22 protein-coding genes and 1 pseudogene are annotated in these 23,151 nt (G+C 72.1%); 9 read left to right on the top strand and 14 right to left on the bottom strand.

The features are described from left to right. Positions 1 to 133 precede the first annotated feature (133 nt). The 5 genes and pseudogenes from ABGB21_RS02885 to mqnC form a co-directional block, all read right to left on the bottom strand. On the bottom strand, positions 134 to 751 hold the full coding sequence (locus tag ABGB21_RS02885) for a hypothetical protein (RefSeq protein WP_347676233.1): 618 nt from the start codon (positions 749 to 751) through the stop codon (positions 134 to 136). 135 nt (positions 752 to 886) lie between these two features. Continuing rightward, positions 887 to 1,597 (bottom strand): demethylmenaquinone methyltransferase, encoded by a 711-nt coding sequence (locus ABGB21_RS02880; RefSeq protein WP_347656482.1) that lies wholly within the window; start codon positions 1,595 to 1,597, stop codon positions 887 to 889. Positions 1,598 to 1,706: 109 nt separating this feature from the next. Then, positions 1,707 to 1,955, bottom strand: a pseudogene (locus ABGB21_RS02875) (LPXTG cell wall anchor domain-containing protein); the annotation flags it as partial. Beyond that, positions 1,952 to 2,218, bottom strand: a complete 267-nt coding sequence (locus tag ABGB21_RS02870; protein ID WP_347676231.1) for a hypothetical protein — start codon at positions 2,216 to 2,218, stop codon at positions 1,952 to 1,954. The gene ABGB21_RS02870 and the pseudogene ABGB21_RS02875, both read right to left, overlap by 4 nt. Before the next feature lie 312 nt (positions 2,219 to 2,530). Beyond that, on the bottom strand, positions 2,531 to 3,730 hold the full coding sequence (gene mqnC, locus ABGB21_RS02865) for a cyclic dehypoxanthinyl futalosine synthase (RefSeq protein ID WP_347656478.1): 1,200 nt from the start codon (positions 3,728 to 3,730) through the stop codon (positions 2,531 to 2,533). 590 nt (positions 3,731 to 4,320) lie between these two features. On the opposite strand from mqnC, the gene ABGB21_RS02860 reads away from it, so the two are divergent. Then, positions 4,321 to 4,719, top strand: coding sequence for a hypothetical protein (locus tag ABGB21_RS02860; protein ID WP_347656476.1), 399 nt, complete (start codon positions 4,321 to 4,323; stop codon positions 4,717 to 4,719). Next, a complete protein-coding gene (locus ABGB21_RS02855) occupies positions 4,713 to 5,204 on the top strand; it encodes a hypothetical protein (RefSeq protein ID WP_347656474.1) in 492 nt (163 codons plus the stop codon). Before ABGB21_RS02860 ends, ABGB21_RS02855 begins: the two co-directional genes overlap by 7 nt. 357 nt (positions 5,205 to 5,561) lie before the next feature. Here the strand turns inward: ABGB21_RS02855 and ABGB21_RS02850 are convergent, their stop codons facing one another. Continuing rightward, on the bottom strand, positions 5,562 to 6,821 hold the full coding sequence (locus ABGB21_RS02850; RefSeq protein ID WP_347656472.1) for a phospholipase D-like domain-containing protein: 1,260 nt from the start codon (positions 6,819 to 6,821) through the stop codon (positions 5,562 to 5,564). A gap of 104 nt (positions 6,822 to 6,925) precedes the next feature. Here ABGB21_RS02850 and ABGB21_RS02845 point away from each other — a divergent pair, with 104 nt between their 5' ends. Continuing rightward, on the top strand, positions 6,926 to 7,402 hold the full coding sequence (locus ABGB21_RS02845; protein WP_347658138.1) for a YcxB family protein: 477 nt from the start codon (positions 6,926 to 6,928) through the stop codon (positions 7,400 to 7,402). A gap of 62 nt (positions 7,403 to 7,464) precedes the next feature. Further along, positions 7,465 to 8,238 carry a GNAT family N-acetyltransferase gene (locus ABGB21_RS02840; RefSeq protein WP_347658137.1) on the top strand — a complete coding sequence of 258 codons (774 nt, stop codon included), beginning with the start codon at positions 7,465 to 7,467 and terminating at the stop codon, positions 8,236 to 8,238. Positions 8,239 to 8,329: 91 nt separating this feature from the next. Here the strand turns inward: ABGB21_RS02840 and paaE are convergent, their stop codons facing one another. The 5 genes from paaE to paaA are packed head-to-tail and all read right to left on the bottom strand — an operon-like array spanning position 8,330 to position 12,126. Beyond that, positions 8,330 to 9,439, bottom strand: a complete 1,110-nt coding sequence (paaE, locus tag ABGB21_RS02835; protein WP_347676229.1) for a 1,2-phenylacetyl-CoA epoxidase subunit PaaE — start codon at positions 9,437 to 9,439, stop codon at positions 8,330 to 8,332. Then, positions 9,436 to 9,915, bottom strand: a complete 480-nt coding sequence (gene paaD / locus ABGB21_RS02830) for a 1,2-phenylacetyl-CoA epoxidase subunit PaaD (protein WP_347658144.1) — start codon at positions 9,913 to 9,915, stop codon at positions 9,436 to 9,438. The genes paaE and paaD overlap by 4 nt, the downstream gene beginning before the upstream one ends. A 41-nt stretch (positions 9,916 to 9,956) precedes the next feature. Beyond that, entirely contained in the window at positions 9,957 to 10,670 is a 714-nt protein-coding gene (paaC, locus tag ABGB21_RS02825) for a 1,2-phenylacetyl-CoA epoxidase subunit PaaC (protein WP_347658143.1), read from the bottom strand. Between the two features lie 53 nt (positions 10,671 to 10,723). Continuing rightward, a complete protein-coding gene (paaB, locus tag ABGB21_RS02820; protein WP_347658142.1) occupies positions 10,724 to 11,026 on the bottom strand; it encodes a 1,2-phenylacetyl-CoA epoxidase subunit PaaB in 303 nt (100 codons plus the stop codon). Positions 11,027 to 11,040: 14 nt separating this feature from the next. Beyond that, entirely contained in the window at positions 11,041 to 12,126 is a 1,086-nt protein-coding gene (gene paaA, locus ABGB21_RS02815) for a 1,2-phenylacetyl-CoA epoxidase subunit PaaA (RefSeq protein ID WP_347676227.1), read from the bottom strand. 402 nt (positions 12,127 to 12,528) lie between these two features. Between paaA and ABGB21_RS02810 the strand changes: the two genes are divergently transcribed. Both ABGB21_RS02810 and ABGB21_RS02805 read left to right on the top strand, forming a co-directional pair. After that, entirely contained in the window at positions 12,529 to 13,536 is a 1,008-nt protein-coding gene (locus ABGB21_RS02810) for a hypothetical protein (protein WP_347658134.1), read from the top strand. Next, positions 13,536 to 14,471 carry a hypothetical protein gene (locus ABGB21_RS02805; protein WP_347676225.1) on the top strand — a complete coding sequence of 312 codons (936 nt, stop codon included), beginning with the start codon at positions 13,536 to 13,538 and terminating at the stop codon, positions 14,469 to 14,471. Before ABGB21_RS02810 ends, ABGB21_RS02805 begins: the two co-directional genes overlap by 1 nt. A gap of 64 nt (positions 14,472 to 14,535) precedes the next feature. On the opposite strand, the gene ABGB21_RS02800 is transcribed toward ABGB21_RS02805, so the two are convergent. The 3 genes from ABGB21_RS02800 to ABGB21_RS02790 are packed head-to-tail and all read right to left on the bottom strand — an operon-like array spanning position 14,536 to position 17,457. Continuing rightward, complete coding sequence (locus ABGB21_RS02800) at positions 14,536 to 15,387, bottom strand: menaquinone biosynthesis protein (protein WP_347676378.1); 852 nt, start codon at positions 15,385 to 15,387, stop codon at positions 14,536 to 14,538. A 30-nt stretch (positions 15,388 to 15,417) separates the two neighbouring features. After that, a complete protein-coding gene (locus tag ABGB21_RS02795; RefSeq protein WP_347658132.1) occupies positions 15,418 to 16,824 on the bottom strand; it encodes an MFS transporter in 1,407 nt (468 codons plus the stop codon). Between the two features lie 51 nt (positions 16,825 to 16,875). Then, positions 16,876 to 17,457, bottom strand: coding sequence for a winged helix-turn-helix domain-containing protein (locus tag ABGB21_RS02790; RefSeq protein WP_347658131.1), 582 nt, complete (start codon positions 17,455 to 17,457; stop codon positions 16,876 to 16,878). A 190-nt stretch (positions 17,458 to 17,647) separates the two neighbouring features. On the opposite strand from ABGB21_RS02790, the gene ABGB21_RS02785 reads away from it, so the two are divergent. From ABGB21_RS02785 to ABGB21_RS02775, 3 genes are all read left to right on the top strand, one after another. Next, positions 17,648 to 19,714, top strand: a complete 2,067-nt coding sequence (locus ABGB21_RS02785; RefSeq protein WP_347676223.1) for an AAA family ATPase — start codon at positions 17,648 to 17,650, stop codon at positions 19,712 to 19,714. A 113-nt stretch (positions 19,715 to 19,827) separates the two neighbouring features. Next, a complete protein-coding gene (locus ABGB21_RS02780; RefSeq protein WP_347658129.1) occupies positions 19,828 to 21,477 on the top strand; it encodes an SMI1/KNR4 family protein in 1,650 nt (549 codons plus the stop codon). 315 nt (positions 21,478 to 21,792) lie between these two features. Continuing rightward, entirely contained in the window at positions 21,793 to 23,103 is a 1,311-nt protein-coding gene (locus ABGB21_RS02775; protein WP_347676221.1) for a serine hydrolase domain-containing protein, read from the top strand. The last annotated feature ends 48 nt before the right edge of the window (positions 23,104 to 23,151 follow it).

The following is a 23,151-nucleotide window of genomic DNA, read 5'->3' as shown; positions in this document are numbered from 1 at the left end:
TAGGTGACCCTAACCTGTCGAGGTAGGCGTGGTGGCTACCTTCCGACGTACCCGACAGTCTCGGTCCGCGTCACGTCGCGTCGTCCACTGTGGCCGCCGGAGGGCCGGCATCACGTGCGACGACCGGTCCGGGTCAGGTGCGGTCGTCGCCGTCGCGCTGCTGCGGCCGGCTCCGCTGGGTGGGCCCACGGCGCAGCGGACCCGGGGTGACCGGCCCCGGTTCCGCCGGATGCGGGTCGGTCGGCCCGGGCTCCACCGGATGCGGATCGGTGGGTCGGGGCTCGACCGGATGTGGACCGGCGGGCGCGGGGCGCTCGGGATGCGGATCCGCCGGGCCGGGACGGCCGGGCTGTGGATCGGTCGGGCGCGGTTCGACCGGGTGCGGCGACGGCGGGTACGGCTGGGCCGGGTGCGGTTCGACCGGATGCCCGTTGGTCGTCGCCGCCGGACGGATGTCGGCGCCCCGGTCCAGGTCACCACCGTCTGCCGCCGGACCCCGACCACGGCGCAGTTCGCTGTCGTACGGCAACTGTTCCCGCAGCGCGCCGCCGCTGACCCGGTCCAGTGCGGCGAGCACGTCGGAGACGACGGTGCGCACAGTGGCCGGATCCGGCCCGGCCAGCTCCCGCAGCTGGGCGATCAGCTCGGCGGCCTCCGCCTCGGCTTCCGCGCCCGTGGTCGCCGGCCCCACCGGTGACCCGCCGCGGTCGTTCGGCTCCGTGCCGTCGGTCCGCCGGTCTGCCCCCGTCATGGGCGCAGCCTACGGGGTCAAACCCGGCTATGCGGATCAAACTGGCCAAAGACCTTTACCACCGGAAGGCCACAATCGACCGACAGTCGCTGTGGTGACGACGCCAGGAAAGATGAATCCGAGAACGTCTTCCGGTCACGGCCGGACGGCACGGTGCAGGGCGACCACCCCGCCGGTCAGGTTCCGCCAGGCCACCCGCTCCCAGCCGGCGTCGACGATCCGGGCCGCCAGGCCGGCCTGGTCCGGCCAGGCCCGGATCGACTCGGCGAGGTAGACGTACGCGTCGGGGTTGCTGGCCACCGCCCGGGCCACCGTCGGCAACGAACGCATCAGGTAGGACAGGTAGACGGTCCGGAAGGCCGGGTTGGTCGGCGTACTGAACTCGCAGACCACGAGCCGGCCGCCGGGCCGGGTCACCCGGGCCATCTCCCGCAGCGCCGCCGTCGGGTCGACCACATTACGCAGCGCGAACGAGATGGTCACCGCGTCGAAGGACCGGTCGGGGAAGGGCAGCCGCAGCGCGTCCCCGGCCAGCAGCGGCACCTCGGGGCGTACCCGTCGGCCGGCCCGGAGCATGCCGATCGACAGGTCCATGCCGACCGCGTACGCCCCGGAGGTGGCGAGTTCGGCGGTGGAGACACCGGTACCCGCGCCCACGTCGAGCACCCGGTCACCGGGGTTCAGCTCCAGGGCGGCCAGGGTCAGTCTACGCCAACGCCGGTCCTGGCCGAACGAGATGACGGTGTTGGTCAGGTCGTACCGGGACGCCACCTGGTCGAACATCGCCGCGACCTCGTGCGGCTGCTTGTCCAGGCTGGCGCGCCGTCCAGACGGAGTACGGGTCACGTCGCGAGTCTGCCAGCCCCGGACACACCGAGGGCGAGGTGGTCACCCACCCCGCCCTCGATGCCGTGCGTTATGTGAACGGTCCTCGCGGACCGGTAAGGAACGACCGTCAGGCGTCCGACTTCTCGTCGCCCGGGGTCACCAGGACCACCCGGCGCCGCCGGCTGGCCACGAACATCAGCGCTCCGGCGAGCACCACGGCGGCTCCGATCCCGCCGAGCAGGCCGGCCTGCACACCGGTGACCGGCAGGCCACCGCCGTCACCCTCGCCGGCACCGCCACCACCGCCGTTGCCGGCGCCGTTGGAGACAACGACCGCGAAGCCGTCCGAGTTGTCGCTCGCGTCGACCTCGGTCACCCCGGCCGCCTTGGCGCTGACCATGGTGACGAGGTGTCGACGAAGATCGTCAACGACTCCGGGGTCCCGGTGTCGTTGTTGGTGACCTTGACCCAATCTTCCTTGTCCGGAGCGTTGGCGGCCAGCCGGGTTCCGGCGACCGAGAGTTCCAGGTCTGTCCCGGCACCGGCGGCGTACGACGGCGCCTCGGCCACGGCCACGGCGCCGACCTCGAGCAGCGCGGCGCCACCGGCCCTGAGCAGGGCAGCACGTACTGGCTTCACGAAGATGACGCTCTCCCCCGCAGAAAGATCGGAAGTACGAGCCGGGACGTTATCCCGTCCCACGGACGAGGCGCGACACTCTTGACGGAACCGTTATCGCCCGCCATACAAGGCGGAACTCAAGGAATGTCCGGAATTAATGGGCTTCGCGGCGCCCCTTTCCCCGGGGCTCCCAGGACAACGGACAGAAATTCCATTCGCATCGACAGGGCGTGATCCACCATTCGGATGATCACCGGCAGCCGTCGCCGGCACCCAGCGCTCGCCTCCGGTCAACCGTTCGACGCGGAACCGGGCCGGATTCGGTGATCCTCAGCTGGCCGGCTGCGCCTCGACCAGCGGCAGCGCCCGGCCGACCCCGCCGCCGGGCAGGGCGATCGAGGAGAAGTGCGACACCACCCGGTCGTCGGTCGGGTCGTCGGCCGGGGTGTGGTGCACCCGCAGGTGTCGGTAGAGGGTGTCCCGCTGGGCCGGGATCCGGTCGGCGGACCGGATCATCCAGATCAGTTCGTGCAGGTTGGAGCGGTGCCGGGCACCGGCCGACGAGATGACGTTCTCCTCCAGCATGATCGAACCCAGGTCGTCGACCCCCATGTGCAGGGCGAGCTGGCCGACGTCCTTGCCGGTGGTGAGCCAGGATGCCTGCAGGTGCGGCACCGTCTCGAAGAAGAGCCGGGCCACCGCGATCAGCCGCAGGTACTCCGTGGTGGTCGCCTGGGTCCGGCCCTTGAGGTGGTTGTTCTCCGGCTGGTACGTCCACGGGATGAACGCCCGGAATCCCCGGGTACGGTCCTGCACGTCACGGATCATCCGCAGGTGCTCGATCCGCTCGGCGTTGGTCTCGCCGGTCCCCATCATCATGGTGGCGGTGGACTCGACGCCCTGCCGGTGCGCGAGTTCCATCACCTCCAGCCATCGGGCGCCGGACTCCTTCAACGGGGCGATCGCCTTGCGCGGCCGGTCCGGCAGCATCTCGGCGCCGGCGCCGGCGATCGAGTCCAGCCCGGCGGCCTTGATCCGGCTGATCGCCTCGTCCAGGCTGACCCCGGAGACCTTCGCCATGTGCAGGATCTCGCTCGGCCCGATCGAGTGGATCGCCAGCTGCGGGTACGCCCGCTTCACCGAGGAGAAGAGTTCCTCGTAGTACTCGACGCCGTACTCGGGGTGGTGGCCGCCCTGCAGCATCACCTGGGTCGCGCCCAGCTCGACCGCCTCGCCGCACCGGCGGAGGATCTCCTCGGTCGGGTGCGTCCAGCCCTCCTTGTGCTTCGGCGCCCGGAAGAAGGCGCAGAACTTGCAGGCGGTGACGCAGACGTTTGTGTAGTTGATGTTGCGGTCGATCAGGTACGTAACGATGTTGTCCGGGTACCGGCGCCGGCGTACCGCGTCGGCCGCCTCACCGAGGGCGTGGAAGGGCGCCTCGGTGTAGAGGAGCAGCGCCTCCTCGGGCGTGATCCGTCCGCCGTCCGCGCCGCGTTGCAGGATGTCGTCGATTTCCCGGCTCACCGTCACAATCCGAGCCTACGTCCCAGCCCCGGCCCGAACCCACCCTCACCCCCGCCGGTGTGACCCGCGCCGATCCCGCGCCGCGCCGAACACAGCCATGAGTCCGATACCCGATTCTCCGTAGACATTTATCGACGTCACCGAAAAGTGAGGCGGATCCATCGACACCCGGGGGCGGCGTCGTCATGCGCCGTCACGCGCTCATGGGCCGTGCGTTCCTGACCACCGCGGTCGCCGTGCTCCTGGTGGCCGGGCCAACTCGCCGTACCGGATCCGGGTCGGGCCGAACCCGCTCCGGCCGCCCCGAACCCCGGCCCGCGACCTCGCCACCTGGTTCGGCGACCCCGGACGAGGCAACGCAGGACGAGGCGGCGCAGGACCGGGCCGCGCAGCCGTCCCCGCGTACCGCGGTGATACCGCGGCTCGCCCAGGTGCCGCCGGTCGACCCGGCACCGGACTCGGTACAGGTCGCCCGGCGGCTGTCCGGCTGCCCCCGGACCGCACCTCCGATCTGGACATCCGCAAACTCCAGCCCCAGGTCACCTTGGCCCAGTTCGTCGACCCGGCGAACCCGGTTCGATGCGGCGACCATGTCGATGGCCGGCGTCCACCTCGATCTCGACATCGACCTGCTGCTCCGGATCGACAAGATCGTCGGGCCGGACTTCTTCACGCAGGACCTGACGCTGACCCGGTTGCATGACAGCGTCTACTACCATCGATACGATCTGCGCCAGCCCAGCATGGTGATGCTCGAGGTCAGCACCTGGGGCATCCCGCTGGCCGAGATCGTCCTGGCGATCTGGCCCGGCCAGGCGGAGAAGCCCCGCAACGGGGTGACAGTGCCCGGTGGCCGGCCGAGCGTGGTGACCATGCTCGACCCGGGAGACGACGTGGACGACGACAGCTTCGACCTGCTGGCGTACGCCGCCTGGCCCTTCGCCGGTGAGCACGCGCCGAGGCAGGAGAACACCGGCGACGGCGGGGCATGCTGACCGGCGGGCCGGCGACGGGCCGTCGGTGGGGCACCAGGCTGCTGGCCCTGGTGCTCGCCGGCGGCCTCGTCACGCCGCTCGGGGGCTGTTCCGGCGGCTGCACCGAGACCGTGCTTCAGGTGTCGCCGATCGAGGTCGACGACGTGGCCGCCCCGCTCACGGTCAGCGCCCGGCTGACCCGGGACGGCGAGCCGTTCGCCGGGGTCACGGTGAAGCTGGCAATGACGGTGGTGGGGCCGGGCAACGCGCACAGCGAGGCGCTGTTCCGCGCCACCACCGACGCCGACGGCCGGGCAAGCGTGACCCGGCCGGGCGGCGTTGCCCGGCTGTCGCCCACCAACCACCGGGTGACCGGATTCGCCGCCTACTTCGAGCCGATGAACAAGATCAAGGGGGTGCGCTACTGCTGGTCGAGCGTGTCGGCACCGATCACCTGCCGGACCGGTGCCGGTTCCGGCCCGTGCCCGGCCCGGACGCCGGCCTGAGGTCGCGCCACCCAGAGGGCGAGTTGTCCGGTGGTGCAGGGCGAACGGCGCGGTGACGGTGCGCCGATGCCCGTGCCGCCAGAGCCCGCCGAACCCAGCCGCTCGCTGCTCTGCGCCGACTACGGCGCACCCCTCGCCCGGCTCCGGCTCCGCGACGACGACCTCACTACATCGCGGAGGCTCGCGGCACGCCGATCAGCATGGTCGAGCACCACTCCGACATGCTGTACTGGCCTGCTGAACCAGCGCTTCCGTCCCGCCAGGGGAAAGATCGCACTACATCGGGGAAGTAGTGGCTTTCCTGGCGGGAGGATGCCACTTCTTCCCCGAAGTTGCGTCTGCCTGGCGGGTACGAACTCAGGTGGTACAGCTGCCGTTGTCCGGGTTGACACACTTCGCCCGGCTCCACAGCGTCTCGAAGTTGGCGTGGAAGTCGTCCCAGACGGTCGGGTGCTCGATCTTCACCAGCGTCTCGTCATGGTCCTGCAGCGCCGGCCCGGTGATGTTGTGCGAACCGGTGAAGACGACGCTGCGCCCGGGCACCCCGACGAAGGTGCCCCGGATGATGATGTTCTTGGAGTGCACGGTGACCACCCGGCCGTCGTAGTTGCTGGCCTCGGCGTCGTGGTACTTCTTCAGCGAGATGTTCGGCTGACCGTTGAGGGTGGCGTACGTGGTGCTGCCCATCGAGCCGTACACCACCCGGACCCGGCAGCCCATCCGGCCGATCCGACGCAGTTCGGTGGCGACCTCGGGGCGGGCGTTGGTGATCTGGGCGTGCGCCACGTCCACCGAGCAGCCCGGCTCGTACGCGGACACCTCGGCCAGCCGGTTCGCCAGGGTGTCACTGTCGGAGCGGGGCGAGTGGTAGACCGTGACCGCCGTGGTCGGTGACTTGTAGTAGCCGTTCGTGGCGTTGAAGTAGTTGTTGTTCTTGCGCTGGGCCCGCATGTCGTTGAAGTACGCGGTGAAGTGGTCGTACAGCTCGTAGTCCTCGTGCACGACCAGCGCGGTGTTGAAGAGGTTGTTCTGGGAGAAGGTCAGATTCTGCGAACTGACCACGACCACCCGCTTCATGGTGCCGCTGGTCGAGAACGTGAAGACCTTGTTGTGGTTGATCGAGTTGCTCTGGTTGCCGATACAGGCCGTCGACCCGGCCACCGTTGACGAGGTCCTGCCGCAGATCACCAGGTCGTCGAGGTTGGCCGCCCGGAGCACCTGCATCGCGGCGTTGTCCGCGCCGGTGTTCACCCCGCCGCCGGTCTCGTCCAGCACCACCCGGACGACCGCGCCCCGGGCCGCCGCCCGGGCCAGCGCCTCGGCCACCACCGGAGAACTCCAGCTGTACATCAGCCCCCGGACGTAGCCGCCCGACGGCACGCCGTCGGCGAGCCGGACCAGCTCGTCCTCGATCGCCCGGTCCCGGGTGCCGTCCTCGGCCGGCACGTTGAAGACCGTGTACGCCGGGAACGGGTCGGCGGCGGTGACGAACGCCCTGGCAGCGGTGCCGGCCGGAGTCGCCGCCGAGGCGGGCGGTCCACCCACCGCCACGCCCACCGCCAGGCACCCCGCCAGGACGACCCGGATCGGAGTACGCCGTGCCCGCAGACTCTCCATCCGCTCTTATTAGTCCAGATATGTCGATCAGGCAACATGCTCTCGAAGGTCTTTTTCATCTAGCATCCGTCCCGGCTCTGACCCGACCCGAGGAGTAGGGACCGATGACAGTGACGTTCGAGGTGACCGCGGATCCGCGAGCCTGGGTACGGGCCACCCGTCGGGCGATGCGTCCGTACCTGCTGGTCATCTGGGTGGGGTCCGCGTTGGTCGTGCTCGGTGGCGGCACGATCGTCGCGCTCGACCCGGCCGACCCCGGCGAGGGCATCCAGTTCATCGTGCTCGGTCTCGTCCTGCTGTCGCTGGGACCGCTGCTGCCCCGGCTGTCGGTACGGATGCAGAAGTGGCTGCTCACCCCACCCATCACCATCACCGTGAGCGACGAGAAGCTGGCCAGCCGATCCGCGACCTCGTCGTCCGAGTTCGTCTGGTCGGCGGTGCGCCGGGTGCAGGAGACCGACGACATGTGGCTGGTCCGCCTCGGACACACCCATCTGCTCATGCTGCCGAAGGACGGCACCGACGAGACCGGCCGGCAGGAGTTTCGTCGGCTGCTCGTGGACCGGGGTCTGGCCCGGTAGTCTCCGGTACCCGTACCCAAATCCGTTGGCCGGGGGGTGACCGGCCCGGCTATGGTCCGGCGATGCCGTTGCAGCCCGACCCCGACGATCCCGCCGGCTCCCTGCTCCACACGGTGGACGGCCGCCCGCTCGCCCGGTTGCGTCTCGGGGACGACGACGGGGAACAGGTCGTCGAAGACGTCCGGCCGCTGCCCGGGACGGAGTTGTCCGAGGTCGTCGACCAGGCCCGCCGGGACCTCGCCGGGCTCCGGCTGGAGACTCCGGACGACAACCTGCTGGCAGCCCTGCTGGCAAGTGGTCTCACCCTGGACCGGGCCGCCACCGACCTGCGGCACGACCTCGCCGACCTGCCGGAGGTTCCCGAGCTGCCGACGGGCTGGACCCTGGCCCCCGCCGGCTGGGACGACGACCTGGCCAGCGCGTGCGCCGCCGCGTACGGCCCGGACCATCCGGACGGCTCCTGGCGGGACGAGGACACCCGGTACATCAGCGTGATGTACGAGACCGGCGAACCGGTGCCGCCGCTGGTCACCGCCTCGGCTCGGGTGGTGGGGCCGGACGGGCGCAGCGCCGGTCACGTCCTCTGCGCCGGCCCGGTGCCGTGGACCGACGACGTCTGCGGCTGGATCCTCAACCTCGCGGTGGCGCCGCACGCGCAGGGCATCGGGCTGGGCCGGGCGTTACTGGTCCACACCCTGCACGGCACCCGCGACGCCGGGCTGCCGGCCCTCGGCCTCCAGGTCGCCGACGGCAACCCGGCGCGCCGGATGTACGACCGGGCCGGCTTCCGGGTACGCACCCGGGTCCTGGCGGTCAAGCTGCCCGCCCCGGAGTAGACCCGCCGACGGGTCGGGCTCGACTCCGACGGTCGGGCCGGACCGGTTGGTTCCGCCACGGGACCGGCCGGGGAATCCGTCCACACCGGAGTCAGCCGTCGTAGTCGATCTCCAGAGTGTCGGTCACCGGGCTGGCCTGGCAGGTCAACACGTAGCCGGCGGCCAACTCGTCCGGCTCCAGGGCGTAGTTGCGGGCCATCGTCACCTCGCCGGAGACGACCTTCGCCCGACAGGTCGAGCAGACCCCGCCCTTGCAGGCGTACGGCAGCTCGCCGCGGACCTTCAGCGCCGCGTCGAGGACCCGCTCGTCCCGCCCCATCCGGAAACTCGACGTCCGACCGTCCAGCCGGATCGTCACCTCACTGCCGGCCGCCGAGCCGGCCTCCGGCCTGACCGGCGGCGCGGGCGGGGTGTCCACGTGGAACAGTTCCGCGTGCACCATCTCCGCCGGCACCTGCCGGGCGGCCAGCACCTCCCGGGCGGCCAGCACCATCCCGTACGGGCCACAGAGGAACCACTCGTCGATCCGGTCGGTCGGTACGAGCGTGTCCAGCAGCCGGCCCAGCCGGTCGGCGTCGATCCGGCCGGAGAGCAGCGGTGACTCGCCCTGCTCCCGGGACAGTACGTGCAGCAGGTGCAGCCGCTGCGGATACCGGTCCTTCAGGTCCGCCAACTCGTCGGCGAACATCACCGTACGGGCGTGCCGGTTGCCGTACACCAGGGTGAACGTGCTCGCCGGCTCGACCGCGAGCGCGGTCGCGACCAGCGCGAGGACCGGGGTGATCCCGGAGCCGGCGACGACCGCCGCATAGTGCCGGACCCGGTCCGGGGTGAACGCCGAGGTGAAGTGCCCGAGCGGCGGCAGCACCTCGACGGTGTCCCCGGCCCGCAACGCGCTGACCGCGAACCGGGAGAAGGCGCCGCCCGGCACCTCGCGCACGCCGATCCGCAGCCGACCGGTCCCGGCCAGCTCCACCGGGGTCGAGCAGATCGAGTACGACCGCCGCACCTCCAGGTTCTCCTCGTCGAACCGGCGTACGGTGAGGTGCTGGCCGGCCCGGAAGGCGAAGACGTCCCGCAGTTCGACCGGCACCGCGAAGGTGACCGCGACCGCGTCCTCGGTCAGCCGGTCCACGGCGACGACCGGCAGCGGGTGGAAGACCGGCCGGCGACGTACCGGTCTGGTGATGGTCACGCTCACAGTGCCCTCAGGTGGTCGAAGGGTTCCCGGCAGGCCCGGCACCGCCACAGTGCCTTGCAGGCGGTCGAACCGAACCGGCTGATCTGCTCGGTGTCGGCGGTCCCGCAGCGCGGGCAGCGTACGGACAGGGACAGCGCCACCGGACCCGCCGGCCGGGACGCCGGCCCGGGCGGGGCGATGCCGGCGGCGGCGAGCTTCGCCCGACCGGGCTCGGAGATCCAGTCGGTGCTCCAGGCCGGCGCGTAGACGGTGCGTACCTCGGCATCCGGGTGCCCGACGGCGGCGAGCGCGGCCCTGATGTCGGCCCGGATAACGTCCATCGCCGGGCAGCCGGTGTAGGTCGGGGTGATCGTCACGGTGACCCGTCCGGTTTCCGGCTCGACCGCCACGTCCCGCAGGATCCCGAGGTCGTCGATGGTCAGCACCCGCAGCTCCGGGTCCACCACCGCCGCCACCGCCGCCCGCGCGGCGTTCAGCCCGGTCACCACCTTCTCCACACCCACTGCGTTCCTCGCGCTCACCAGGAGGCTCCGGGGTGGGCGCGGTGGACGACCTGCATCTCGGCGAGCAGGTAGGAGAGGTGTTCGGTGTGCCGACCGGCGCGTCCGCCGTCCGGCGCCCAGCCGTCGGCCGGCCGGTCCAGCGTCGCGGCGGCCAGCACCGGCTCGACGGTGGCCAGGAACTCGGCCCGCAGCCCGGCCGGGTCGACCGGCGCGGTCGGGTCGGGGGTGAACAGCTCGTGGGTGTACGGCCAGACCTCCTCCACCGCCGCCTGCATCCGCCGGTGCGACTCGGCGGTGCCGTCACCGAGCCGCACCGTCCACAGCCGAGCGTGGTCGAGGTGGTACGCGACCTCCTTGCACGCCTTGCCGGCGATCGCGGCGAGCCGCTCGTCGGCGCAGTCGCGCAGCGCGGTGTAGAGCGGCAGCTGGTACGCCGCCAGGAAGAGCAGCTTCGCGATGGTGACGGCGAAGTCCCCGTTCGGCAGCTCGACCAGTAGGCAGTTACGGAAGTCGCGGTCCCCCCGCAGGTAGGCGAGCGTGTCCTCGTCCCGGCCGGCGCCCTCCAGCTCACCCGCGTACGTCAACAGCAGCCGGGCGGCGCCGAGCTGGTCCAGGGCGATGTTGGCGAGTGCGACGTCCTCCTCCAGCTCCGGGGCGGCGGAAACCCATTCCCCGAGCCGTTGTGCGGCGATCAACGCGTCGTCGCCGAGCGCCAGCAGGTGCGGCACCGTCGTGCCGGCCGGGGTGCCGGTCGTGCCGGCCGCACTGTCGACAGACGTGTTCACAGGTGCGCCGCCCCGTCCGGTACCTGGTAGAACGTCGGATGCCGGTAGACCTTGTCGGCGGCCGGGGCGAAGAAGGCGTCCTTCTCGTCCGGGCTGGAGGCGGTGATCACGGCGGCCGGGACGACCCAGATCGACACTCCCTCCTGGCGGCGGGTGTAGACGTCCCGGGCGTTGCGCAGCGCCAGCTCGGCGTCCGGCGCGTGCAGGCTGCCGACGTGACTGTGCGCCAGCCCGCGCCGGGGTCGGACAAAAACCTCCCAGAGCGGCCAGCCGCGCCGGTCCGTCGACCCGTCGGTCATGCCGCCACGGTCGCTCACGCCGCCACCTCCAGTCGCTCGGCGGACCGGGCCGCCTGCTTGGCCGCGTACGTCTCGGCGGCCTCCCGCACCCACGCCCCGTCGGTGTGGGCCCGCCTCCGGTGCGCGGCGCGCTGCCGGTTGCACGGCCCGTCGCCGGAGATCACCCGCATCAGCTCGGCGTAGTCCGGCTGGGTGAAGTCGTACGCCTGCCGTTCGGCGTTCCAGCGCAGGTCGGGGTCGGGGATCCGGAGTCCGAGCACCTCGGCCTGCTGCACGCACATGTCGACGAAGCGCTGCCGCAGCTCGTCGTTGGAGAACCGCTTGATCTTCCAGGCCATCGACTGCTGGGAGTGGGTGGAATCGCCGTCCGGTGGGCCGAACATCGCCAGCGACGGGTACCACCAGCGGTCGACCGCGTCCTGGGCCATCTCCCGCTGGGCCGGGGTGCCGTGCGCCAGGGTGTGCAGGATCTCGTAGCCCTGTCGCTGGTGGAAGGACTCCTCCTTGCAGACCCGGATCATCGCCCGGGCGTACGGCCCGTACGAGCACCGGCAGAGCGGGACCTGGTTGACGATCGCCGCCCCGTCCACCAGCCAGCCGATCGCCCCGACGTCGGCCCAGCTCAGCGTCGGGTAGTTGAAGATCGAGCTGTACTTCTGCCGGCCCGCGAGCAGCAGGTCGACCAGTTCGTCCCGGGTCACCCCGAGGGTCTCGGCGGCCGCGTACAGGTAGAGGCCGTGCCCGGCCTCGTCCTGGACCTTGGCGAGCAGGATCGCCTTGCGCTTGAGCGACGGCGCCCGACTGATCCAGTTCCCCTCCGGCTGCATGCCGATGATCTCGGAGTGGGCGTGCTGGGCGATCTGTCGGATCAGGGTCCTGCGGTAGGCGTCCGGCATCCAGTCCCGGGGTTCGATCTTCTGGTCGGCCTCGATCAGCCCGGTGAAGTACGCCTGCGGATCGGTGTCGGTCGCGGCGCCGTCCGCGACGTCGGGACGCCCCCGGGCCGCGGCGGCCCGCAGCGCCGCCTCGGCCGCCTCGACCTGATCAAGCAGCCCGTCGGCCGGCCGGGCGTCCGGCTCGGGAAAGTGATGTCCGTACACAGAATAAGTGTTACAGCTCAACTAGCCGGATACCAAGACGTGTAACAGAACTGCCGCCGAGCGAGGCGGCGGTGCCGGCCGGTACGACGGGAGCGACTGACCGCCGACGGAGCGATGACCCCGGTCACAGCAGCCGCCACTTTTCCGGACCTAATGCCGAATAGCCTTCTATTCCAGGGCACCTCACAACAATTTCACGAGCGCGCCACCTGGCGAACCGCCCCGGGCGACGTAAGCTTTTCCCGTCCCGTACAGCCGTTTCCCCCGGTGGTACGGGGGCGCGGAGCACCACTGGGTGCGGGGCCTGCGGACGCATCGGCGCGATCCGACGGGACCTCCGACGCCCCGGACAGCCGGCCCCCGCCCTCACGCTTGGAGCCCGTATTTCTCATGCGCTCCCGTATGCCCCTGGTGGTCACGCTGGCCGCTGCCGTACTCGGCGGGCTGCTGCTCGTCCCGGTGGTGTACGCCAGGGTCAGCCCGCCACCGAACCAGGAGGCCATCCCGGAGGCCACCGAGGCCATCACCCCGCCGCCCGAGCAGCAGCAGGAGAAGAGCGCCCCGACCGGGATCACCCCGGCCGCGCCGCCCGCCCCCGAACTCGCCGCCGGGCCGGTGTCCGTACCAGGCGTGGACGGCTTCTTCTCCTGGGCCCTGCTGGACCGGCACAGCGGCAAGATCTCCGGCGCCCGGAACATGACCGCGACCAACTCGACCGAGTCGATGATCAAGGTCTGGATCGTCTCGGACTACCTGCGCCGGCTCGGCAACCGGAAACCGGCGGAACCGATGCTCAAGGCGGCCAGCCACGCGATCCGGGACAGCGACGACCGGGCCGCCGAGGTGCTCTTCAACCAGGGCGGCCGGGCCCCGGTGATCGAGCGGCTGATCAAGATGTGCGGACTCACCGACACCAGAGCGGTGGTCCCGCCGAAGGCGAGGACCGTCTGGTGGAGTTACACCCAGATGTCCGCTCGGGACGCCGTCCGGATGGGAGAGTGCATCAAGGACGGCACCGCCGCCGGCAAGAAGTGGACCACGTGGGTACTGAACGAGATGACCAAGGTACGCGGTAGCACCGCCGCCAAGGACCAGAAGGCGGGCCGGGGCGGTGGCCGCTGGGGCATCATCGACGGCCTCCCGCCAGAGCTCGCCAAGGGCGTGGCCATCAAGAACGGCTGGACCCGGATCGGGGCCGACTGGAAGTGGCACCTGAACTGCCTCGCGATCTCGGGCGACTGGGTGCTGTCGGTGCTGACCCGCTATCCGGCGAACAAGAGCCTCGACTACGGCGCGAAGATCTGCGCCAGCGTCGCCAGCCAACTGGTGACGCCGCGTCCGGGCGCCGTACTCAAGATTCCTCCGCCGATCGACAACGCGGCGGCCAAGCCCGGTGGGAGACCCTCCTGATGTCCAGCGACCAGCGACGCGGTACGTCCGCGCCCGACTCCAACCGCCGAACCCTGCTCCGGCTGGGCCTGATCAGCGGCGTCCTGCTGGTGCTGGTACTGGTCGCCCTCCGGCTCCTGCCGGGATCCCCGCTCGCCAGCAACGCCGCCGCCCGGTGGGGTGAGCCGACCGGTGGCCCAGGCGCGACCGCCGGACCGTCGGAGCAGCCGACGCCGACGCCGAGCCCGAGCCTGCCGCCGCTGCCGGTGGCGCCGACCGACGTCGACGTCGACACCGACGGCTGGTGGAACTGGGCGTTGCTGGACACCCGGACCGGCACGGTCACCGGCTCGGACAACATGGACGAGACCAACCCGACCGCCTCCATGATCAAGGCGTGGATCGGCGCGGACTACCTGCGCCGCGCCGCCGAGCAGGGCCAGACCCCGAGCGACGCCCGGTTGGACGAGGTCTCCATCATGATCCGGGACAGCGACAACAACGCCGCCTCGGACCTCTACAAGGTCAACGGCGGTACGGCGTCGATCCGGCGCCTGATCAGCACCTGCGACCTGACCGACAGCAGTCCCGCCCCGGACGGCGGCTGGAGTCGTACCGCGCTCTCGGCCCGGGACGCGGCCCGGATGGGCGCCTGCATCGCCGACGGCCGGGCCGCCGGGCCGAAGTGGACCAACTGGCTGCTCGACGAGATGCGGGCGGTCCGCGGCGTCGGCAACTTCGGCATCCGCAAGGCGTTCCCGCCGCAGGTGCAGAAGACCATCGCGATCAAGAACGGCTGGGTCGACCGGACCCCCGAGCAGAAGTACACCGTCAACTGCCTGGCCGTCGGCGACGGCTGGACCATGGCGGTGGAGACCCGCTACGACATCAACCTCGGCTACACGTACGGCGCGAAGATCTGCGAAGAGGTCGCCGCCCAACTCCGTACGGACTGAGCCGGCAGGAAGGGCCCATCCCTGCCCGAAGCAACAGGGAGGGGCCCATCCGTTCCGGCCACGATCAGCCGACGAAAAACGCCGGGCCGTCGGCCGGCAGGGTGGGCAGGTCGGCCAGTGCGGCGGCCCGGCGGGCGAACTCCCGCAGTCCCGCCACCTGCCGCTCGCCGAGCGAGAAGTCCAGCGTCCGGAAGTACGTCGCCAGCGTCGCCGCGTCGAACGTCTCCCACCGGGCCGCCGCCTCGGCGACCTCGTCCAACTCGGCCAGGCAGAGGTCACGGGACCGGAGGAACGCCTCGTGCACGTCCTTGACCAGGCCCGGGTGGTCGGTGGCGAAGTCGCGGCGTACCGCCCAGACGGCGAAGACCATCGGCAGGCCGGTCCAGTCCCGCCACGCCTGCCCCAGGTCGGTGACCTCCAGTCCCCGGCCCGGCGCCTCGTGGAGGGCCCGCAGGGCCACGTCGCCGATCAGCACACCGGCGTCGGCCTCGAGCAGCATGGTGGTCAGGTCGGGCGGGCAGCTGAAATACTCCGGCGTGACCCCGTACTTCTCGGCGAGCATCAGCCGGGCCAGCATCACGCCGGTCCGGGAGGTCGAGCCGAGCGCGACCTTGGCGCCGTCCAGCTCGGCGAGCGGGCGGGTGGAGACCACGTTCACCGAGAGCACCGGCCCGTCGCTGCCGACCGCCAGGTCGGGCAGGAGCAGCAGCTCGTCGGCGTGCTTGAGGTATTCGACCAGCGTGATCGGCCCGATGTCGAGGTCACCGGCGACCAGCTGGGCACTGAGCCGCTCCGGCGAGTCCTTGTGCAGGTCGACGTCGATCAGCGCGCCGGAGCGCATCAGGCCCCAGTAGATCGGCAGACAGTTGAGGAACTGGATATGTCCTACCCGGGGTCGCCGTAGCTCGGTCATGATCAGACGGTAGACCTCGAATCGGACGCCCGCTCAGCCGACCGGCACGGAAGTGGCGGGTGCCGCACCACCCGGCTCCGGTGCCGCGCCGGGCTTCGGTACCGCGCCAGCGGGCTCCGGCTCCGGTGCCGCGCCGGGCTTCGGACCCGGTCGCCGGATCGACTCGGTCCGGACCGCCCGGAGCACCACCGGGACCACGGCGGCGACCACGGCCAGGCCGGCCAGCGCGGTCACCGCGACCAGCGGACGCGGCGCGAACCGGGTGAGCAGCAGACCGCCGACCAGGTACCCGAGCATGCCGGCGCCCTGGATCGCCGCGCTCTGGGTGGCGAAGGCGCGTCCGCGTACCGTCGCCGGCACCCGGTCGACCATCAGCAGGTTGCTGAACACGTTGAGGCCGCCGTTGGCCACCCCGCCGAGCAGCCAGAGCGGGATCAGCCACCCGGCCGTGGGAACCGTGGCGCCGAACAGCACCGCCAGGCAGGCCAGGCCGAGCATGGCCAGCACGCTCCAGACCCGGGCGGCATCGTCGGGCAGCCGGCCGGCGGCGCCGGCCAGCAGCCACGACCCGGCCAGCATGCCGGCGGTCCAGGCCATGCTCACCAGGCCGTACGTCGTGGTGGAGGCGGCCAGGGTCTCGCGTACGTAGAAGACGTCGATCACGTTGACCGCACCGACTCCGGCGACCGTGGCGGCGATGGCGAGCACCATGGTCCAGAGCAGCGGATCGTGCCGCAGCCGCCACCCCGGGCCGGCGGACTCTCCGACGTCGCCGCGACCGGGCGGGGTCGCTCCGGTCGCGGCCGTCGACCCGGTGCCGGCCGCGACGCGGCCCACGGCCGTCGACCGTCGCCCTCCCCGACGGGTACGCAGCAGCAGCCCCGCCCCGACCAGGGCCAGGTAGCTGGCGGCGTCGAGCAGCAGCGGCAGTCGTACGCCGAACTCGCCGACCAGCAGTCCGGCCAGGCCGGGCGCGACCAGCAGGCCCAGGAAGCCGGCGGTCTGGTTCACGGCGCTGGCCCGGGGCAGGTCCTCGCGGCGGACCATCTCGGGCAGCAGCGCCGCCAGGACCGGTTGGGTCACCGCCAGCCCACAGGCGAGCAGGGCGACCAACAGCATGATCACTTCGGCCCGTTCGGTGTACGCGAGGACGGCGCAGCAGGCGGCCTGCACCAGACCGGCCCCGATGAGCAGTCGACGGCTGTCCACCCGGTCGGCGAGCCGTCCGGTCAGCGGGGCGAGCAGCACCAGCGGGAGGGTCGCGGCGAGCATCACCCCGGAGACCGCGAGTCCGCCGGCGCCGGCCGACTGGAGGGCGAGGGCCAGGGAGGTGGCGGCGAGGTAGTCCCCGCAGGTGGAGAAGGCCCGGGCGCCGGCGGCCAGGTGGACGTCGGTCCACCGGGAGGCAGGCAGGTCAACGCCGGCAGTCGTGAAGGACATGCTTCGAAAATAATCCTTCATAACCACCCGGGCAAGCCCCGGCGTCGGGAGTCAGTCGATCGGCATCGCCATGTAGTGGGCCGCCACCGGCCGGGCACCCTCAGGCGGCTCGGTACGGTCACGACGCCGGTACGGCTTCATCAGCTCCCGTACCGCCGCATTCAACGTGGTCAGCTCCTCGGCGGTCAGCATCAGCACCGACCCGCCGTACGCGGTGGCGTCGTACCACTCCTTCGACTCGTCCCCGAGCCGCCGTGCCCACGCCCGGATCCGCTGGTAGTCCCGGGCGGCGTACACCTCTATCAGGGTCTCCTGGGCGGCGCGCGCCTCCTGTGACGAATCCGGCCCGGCCTCCACCCCGAACGAGCGCACGCTGCTACGCCACAGCCGCTCCCGGGCGTCACCCCGGCTGGGCGCCTGCTCGACCAGGCCAAATCTGGCCAGCTCCCGGAGGTGGTAGCTGGTGGCGCTGGGCGACAACCCGACGATCTCGGCACACTCGGTGGCGGTGATCGCGGTGTCGGTGGAACTCAGATGCTCCATGATCTCGACCCGGGCCGGATGCGCCAGCGCCCGCATCACCTGCGGATCGCTGATCACCAACGAACGCTGCTCCACGGGCTGCTCAGTCATGCCCCCATGATCCCGCGCCAGCCCGGACCGACCTAAACCACTCGCCGGCCGGCCGGTTCCGGCGTACGCTTACCGGCCCTGCCGACGGCCGCGGTGAGCACGCACCGCAGCGGACGTCCCCGCGCCGGGGCTGGCCATCCAGCCCGACGGACACGCGAGCAGAGCAGATCGTCGTACCCGAGGAAGTTCGATGACCGTGCCCGACCTCGCCACCGACCCCGCGCCCGACCTCACCACCGACCTCGCCGCCGAGCGGGCCCACCTGACCGCCTCCCGGGCCGCGCTGCGCCGGATGCGGGAACACGCCGAGGCGCTGTTCCGCTCCGGCGACGGCGTCGCCGGTGACGCGTACGCCGCCGAGACCCTCGGCACCACGCTCGCCCGCCGGGTCGCCGAACTCGCCGACGACCCGACCACCCCGCTCTTCTTCGGCCGCCTCGACTTCGCCGACGGCGACTACCACATCGGCCGGCGACACGTCACCGACGAACTCGGCGAACCCATGGTGCTCGACTGGCGGGCCCCGATCTCCCGGTCGTTCTACCGGGCCAGCGCCCGCGACCCACAGGGCGTACGCACCCGGCGCCGGTTCGGCTTCCAGACCGGGGAACTGACCAGCTTCGAGGACGAGCACCTCGACCGGGGTGAGGAGTACGGCACCAGCAGCCGGATTCTCACCGCCGAGATCGAACGCCCCCGGGTCGGGCCGATGCGGGACATCGTCGCCACCATCCAACCCGAGCAGGACGAACTGGTCCGGGCCGAGCTGGCCGACTCGATCTGCGTCCAGGGGGCGCCCGGGACCGGGAAGACGGCGGTCGGGCTGCACCGGGCCGCGTACCTGCTCTACCTGCACCGGGAACGGCTGCGCCGCTCCGGCGTACTGGTCGTCGGACCGAACCGGGCGTTCCTGTCGTACATCTCCGCGGTCCTGCCCGCCCTCGGCGAGGTCGAGGTGACCCAGGCGACCGTCGAGGACCTGGTGACCTCGGCGACGTACCGGCCGGACGGCACCGCCACCGGTACCCCCCTCGCGGTCCGGGGGATCGACCCGCCGGAGACCACGGTGGTGAAACACGACCCCCGGATGGCCGAGGTGCTGCGCCGGGCGCTCGCCGGGCTGGTCCGCGATCCCGAGGACCCGATCACCGTCTCCGACGGGTCGTACCGGTGGCGGATCACCGCCGAGGCGCTGCGCCGGGTGGTCGCCGAAGCCCGCCGGGAGGACCTGCCGTACGCCACCGGCCGGGAACGGGTCCGGGCCCGGGTCGTCGGGCTGCTGCAACGCCAGGCCGAGGCCCGCCGGGGCGACTCACCCGGCGACGGCTGGCTGCGCCGGATGGGCCGGTCGAAGCCGGTCACCGAGTTCCTCGACCGCTGTTGGCCGGCGGTCACCCCGGACGGGCTGGTGCACCGGCTGCTCGCCGACCCGCAGGCGCTGGCGGAGGCCGCCGCCGGGCTGCTCACCGAGACCGAGCAGGCGGCGCTGACCTGGCCGAAGCCGCCGCGCACCCCGAAGGCGGCGAGGTGGAGCGCGGCGGACGCCGTACTTGTCGACGAGGCCGCCGGCCTGATCGACCGGCTGCCCAGCTTCGGGCACGTGGTGGTCGACGAGGCGCAGGACCTCTCCCCGATGCAGTGCCGGGCGATCGCCCGACGCAGCGAGCACGGCTCGCTGACCCTGCTCGGTGACCTGGCCCAGGGCACCGCGCCGTGGGCCGCCTCCGACTGGCGGGAGTCGCTGCGCCACCTGGGCAAGCCGGACGCCTCGGTGGTGCCGTTGACCATGGGGTTCCGGGTACCGGCCGTGGTGGTCGCGTTCGCCAACCGGCTGCTGCCGGTGCTCGCGGTCGACGTACCGCCGGCCGAGTCGCTGCGCCGCGACGGCGCGCTCGACATCCGTACCGTCGAGGACCTGCCGATGGCGACGGTCGCCGAGGTGCGGGCGGCGCTGGCGCACGACGGCTCGGTCGCGGTGATCGCCGCGGACGACGACGTTGACCGGCTCCGCGCGGCGCTCGCCGACGCCGGGGTGCCGACCGCGACCGCCGACGAGGTCGAGGCCGGGACGCGGGTCTCGGTCGTGCCGGCCACCCTGGTCAAGGGCCTGGAGTACGACCATGTGATCGTCGTCGAGCCGGCCCGGATCGTCGCGGCGGAGCCCCGCGGCCTGCACCGCCTCTACGTGGTGCTGACCCGGGCCGTGTCCCGACTCGCCGTGCTGCACAGCGCCCCGCTGCCCGCGCCCCTCGGCTGAGACCGGCGGCGGGGCGGCGGCCCGGGGGCGACGGAGGCCGAGGCCGACGGGTCGACGGGGCGGCGGCCGGGATGGCGGCTCGGTAGGCTCGGCCGGTGCCGAGAGGAGGCCGAGTGTCCTGGCCGGACAGTGGTGCCTGGATCGTCAGCACGACGTCGACCGCCACGAACTGGGCATTGGCCACCGCCGTGCTCGGCGCGGCGTCGACACACCGGGTGGCGGTGCTCCGGATCGTCGGCCCGGACGAGGAACCTGCCGCCGCCCAGGGCTTCCGGCACACCGACGGGCTGGCCAGCCAGCTCGACGTGCGGGCCGGTGGCAGCGATCCACTCACCGTCGACGACGTCGTCGGGCTGGTCCGCTCGCTGGCCGGGCGGCACGGCCTGGTCCTGGTCGGCGCCACCTCCGGGCTGCTCGCACCGCTCGGCGGCGACGGCTGGACGCTCGCCGACCTGGCCTGGGCGTTGGGTGCGCCGGTCGTCGTGGTCACCGGTTCCGGGGCGGACTCCACCAACCACACCCTGCTGGCCCTCGACGCGCTGGCCAACCGGGAGCTGCCCGCCACGGTGGTCGCGATCGGCGCGGGGAACACCTTCGACACCCTGCCGGTGGCCCTGGCCGGCCGGATCCCGGACGAGGCGACGCAGCGCCCGGAACTGGTCGCGACCGAGGCCGTACGGTGGCTCGACCCCCTGCTGCACAGCGGCCCCGAACGGCGACCGGCGGCCGCCGACAGATCCGTCGTCGACACCTCTGATGCCGACGACGCCGACTCCGGTGACTCCGGTGTCGGTGACTCCGACGCCGGCGTCCCGGTCGGACCGGCGCCGGTCGGACCGACGACGCCGACCGCCGACCCGGCTCCGAGCGGCACCGGCCAGCTCCGGACGGCCGGTACGGTCAGCGGCCGACGGGTGCTGCTCGTCCTGCTCGGCGTCTTCGTCGCGCTGGTGCTGCTGCTTTGCGGCATCACCGTCGCCGGTCTCGGTGACGACCCGCTCGACCGTACCGAGATCTCCGTCGAGTCACGACGGGTCGGGCCGGGCCACCCGGCACCGGAGCCCGCCTCGGCGCACGCCGTTCCGGTCACCCCGCCGGGGATGCCCCGGCCGCTCCGGCCCCCGGCCAGCACGGTCTGCCCGCAACACGTCGGCACGGTGCGGCCGACCTCCCCGGACCGGCGGACCACGGCCCGGGTCGACGCCGCCTGGCTGCGGATCGAACGCTGGCTGGCCGAACACGCCCCCCGGAGTCGCCAGTCGCTGCGTCCGCCCGCCGCCGCGAAGCAGATCGACGCCCTGCAGGTACGGATGTCCGTCGCCTTCCCGCCCGACCTGGTCGCCTCGCTGCGCCGGCACGACGGCGCGACGCCCGGAGGCTTCAGGCTGACGTTCCTCTACCGGCTCATGTCGCTGCCGGAGATCGTCCGCAGTTGGGAGGTTTCCTGCACCGTCCTCGCCCGCGCGCCGGGGGACGACGACTGGTGGCACCGGTCGTTCGTCCCGTTCGCGGATGCCGGAGACGGTGGCGCCCTGCTGGTCGACCAGCGGTCCGGTGGACACGGCCGGGTCGGCGAGTTCTATCCCGAGGACGGCACCCGGTTCGACGGCTGGCCGCCGTCGGTGACGGAGCTGTTGGAGGGCGTGGCCCGGTCGGTGGAGAGCGGCGAGCCGTATCTGGGACGGTTCCGTCCGGTCGTCACCGCGGACGGCGTACTGGAGTGGGAGGGCGTGGTCCCGGCGACGACCGGACCGCCCAGGTAGCCACCGGCCGCTCCGTCGGGTGTCGCCGGTCCGTCGGTAGGTGGAACCGGGTGGCGGAGGCCGGACCGGTGACTCCCCCACGGCGTGGAACGGTGAATCGTCACCAGGGCCGACGATCCGTCCGGGCGGGCCGGACATGCTGGGACGAGCGTTCCGCCGCACCCGTCCCGCTGTACCCGTTCCGCCGCAACCCGTTCCGCCGCAGCCCGTTCCGCTGTGACCCGTTCCGCTGTGACCCGTTCCGATCTGGACCTGGGAGGGCCCGTGCACGCGCCTCATGTTTTCCGGTCGCGACGCGACATTCTCCGTACCGCGGTGGGCTCCACCGTCGCGCTGACCGCGCTCGCCGCCGGCGCGACCCCGGCCGTCGCCGCACCGACGACCACCGCCCGGGGCGGCTCCCGCGCCCTGCCCAGGGACGCGCTGGAGGCCGGCCTGCGGGCGATCACCGACGCCGGCATGCCGGGGGTCTTCGCCGAGGTACGCGACGGCGGGGCGACCTGGCGCGGGGCGAGCGGGGTCGCCGACCTCACCACCGGCCGCCCGATGCTGCCGCACTTCCAGCACCGCGTCGGCAGTATCACCAAGACGTTCGTGGCCACGGCGCTGCTGCAGCTCGTCGGCGAGCGCCGGCTCGCCCTCGACGCGCCACTGGGCCGCTACCTGCCGGAGTTCGCCCCCGCCGGGGTGACCGTACGGATGCTGCTCAACCACACCAGCGGCATCAACGACTACGACCACGTCATCTTCGGCACGGTCGAGGGCATCGAGCGGTACCAGCACACCACGGTCACCCCGGTGGAGCTGGTCCGGATCGGACTGTCGCAGCCGCCGACCAACGCCCCGGGCGAACGGCACGTCTACTCGAACACCAACTACGTCCTGGCCGGGCTGCTGCTCGAGCGGATCACCGGCCGGTCGGCGGAACGGGAGATCGACCGTCGGATCCTCCGCCCGCTTCGACTGCGGCAGACGTACTTTCCGGGTACGGACCGTCGGATCGACGGGCCGCACGCCCGGGGCTACGTCCCGTGGTTGGACGGCGTCCCGCGTGACTTCAGTGTCTACAACATGTCGTGGGCCTGGACCGCCGGAGCGCTGGTCTCCACCACCAGTGACCTGAACCGGTTCTTCCGGGCGCTGCACGGCGGCGGGCTGCTGCGTCCGGCCGAACTCGCCGAAATGCGGCGGACCGTCGTGCTGGATCCGGCGTACCCGGACGCGGCCGGGTACGGGCTCGGCCTGATGGGTCTGGCCCTGCCCGCCGGCCGGGTGTGGGGGCACGACGGAGTGGTGCTCGGGCACCAGGCGATCTCGCTGCACTCGCCGGACGGCCGCCGGCAGGCGACCGTCGCGATGAACGCCACCCACTACTGGGTGCCGGGACAGCCCGACCCGATCGGTGCCGCGCTCAACAGCTTCCTGCTGCTGGCCCTGGGCACGCCGACCGACGCGCTCGGCGCACCGGCCGACCCGGCTCGCCGGCGAGCGGGGGACGCACGCCCGGTCGACGACAACGCGCTGTCCGTCCGGCCTGGTCCGCTGAGTGTGGTGCCCGGTCAGCCCGCCCTCGCCGCCGCGCTGTCGGACGGGACGACCGGGACTTGGCCGGTCGCCGGAGGCTGAGGCCCGCCGGATCCCCGCTGACGAGGGGAGCCGCTCGTCGGGCGGCTC

Origin of the sequence: Plantactinospora sp. B24E8, assembly GCF_039871735.1 — a bacterium.
Classification (GTDB): domain Bacteria; phylum Actinomycetota; class Actinomycetes; order Mycobacteriales; family Micromonosporaceae; genus Plantactinospora.
This window is presented reverse-complemented; position numbering and strand designations above follow the sequence as displayed.

Coding starts and splice junctions, on each gene's coding strand:
- ABGB21_RS02885 (WP_347676233.1), bottom strand. CDS start 751: ATGACGGGGGCAGACCGGCGGACCGACGGCACGGAGCCGAACGACCGC.
- ABGB21_RS02860 (WP_347656476.1), top strand. CDS start 4,321: ATGGCCGGCGTCCACCTCGATCTCGACATCGACCTGCTGCTCCGGATC.
- ABGB21_RS02855 (WP_347656474.1), top strand. CDS start 4,713: ATGCTGACCGGCGGGCCGGCGACGGGCCGTCGGTGGGGCACCAGGCTG.
- ABGB21_RS02850 (WP_347656472.1), bottom strand. CDS start 6,821: ATGGAGAGTCTGCGGGCACGGCGTACTCCGATCCGGGTCGTCCTGGCG.
- ABGB21_RS02845 (WP_347658138.1), top strand. CDS start 6,926: ATGACAGTGACGTTCGAGGTGACCGCGGATCCGCGAGCCTGGGTACGG.
- ABGB21_RS02840 (WP_347658137.1), top strand. CDS start 7,465: ATGCCGTTGCAGCCCGACCCCGACGATCCCGCCGGCTCCCTGCTCCAC.
- paaB (WP_347658142.1), bottom strand. CDS start 11,026: ATGACCGACGGGTCGACGGACCGGCGCGGCTGGCCGCTCTGGGAGGTT.
- ABGB21_RS02810 (WP_347658134.1), top strand. CDS start 12,529: ATGCCCCTGGTGGTCACGCTGGCCGCTGCCGTACTCGGCGGGCTGCTG.
- ABGB21_RS02805 (WP_347676225.1), top strand. CDS start 13,536: ATGTCCAGCGACCAGCGACGCGGTACGTCCGCGCCCGACTCCAACCGC.
- ABGB21_RS02795 (WP_347658132.1), bottom strand. CDS start 16,824: ATGTCCTTCACGACTGCCGGCGTTGACCTGCCTGCCTCCCGGTGGACC.
- ABGB21_RS02790 (WP_347658131.1), bottom strand. CDS start 17,457: ATGACTGAGCAGCCCGTGGAGCAGCGTTCGTTGGTGATCAGCGATCCG.
- ABGB21_RS02785 (WP_347676223.1), top strand. CDS start 17,648: ATGACCGTGCCCGACCTCGCCACCGACCCCGCGCCCGACCTCACCACC.